General features: G+C 45.9%; 1 pseudogene. It reads right to left on the bottom strand.

Features of this window, described 5'->3' with window-relative positions:
* Positions 1-318: pseudogene (locus LKX83_RS32285) on the bottom strand (glutamine--fructose-6-phosphate transaminase (isomerizing)); the annotation flags it as partial.

Genomic DNA, 318 nt, shown 5'->3' with positions numbered 1-318 from the left:
TGCTGGATGATGTTGCGGATCACAAACGGCTGCTCGTCAATTTCTTTAAGCATGTAGTGCGGATACGTTCCCTTCTCGATATCACTCGCATCGATTTCGGCTACGAACGGCTCACGTGTTACTACATTGCCTTCTAGGTCTTTAATCGTTACACTGTCTTCTTTTACGATAACCATCTCTTCGTCCATCAATTCAACGAATGTATCGGTTACCTGCAGCATAGCCATCGCATCGCTGGCGACAACATTGCAATCTTCGCCCAGACCTACAAGCAGCGGGCTTTTATTCTTCGCTACATAAATTACATCCGGATCTTCT

Origin of the sequence: Cohnella baijiui, from assembly GCF_020731285.1 — a bacterium.
Lineage (GTDB): Bacteria > Bacillota > Bacilli > Paenibacillales > Paenibacillaceae > Cohnella.
This window is presented reverse-complemented; position numbering and strand designations above follow the sequence as displayed.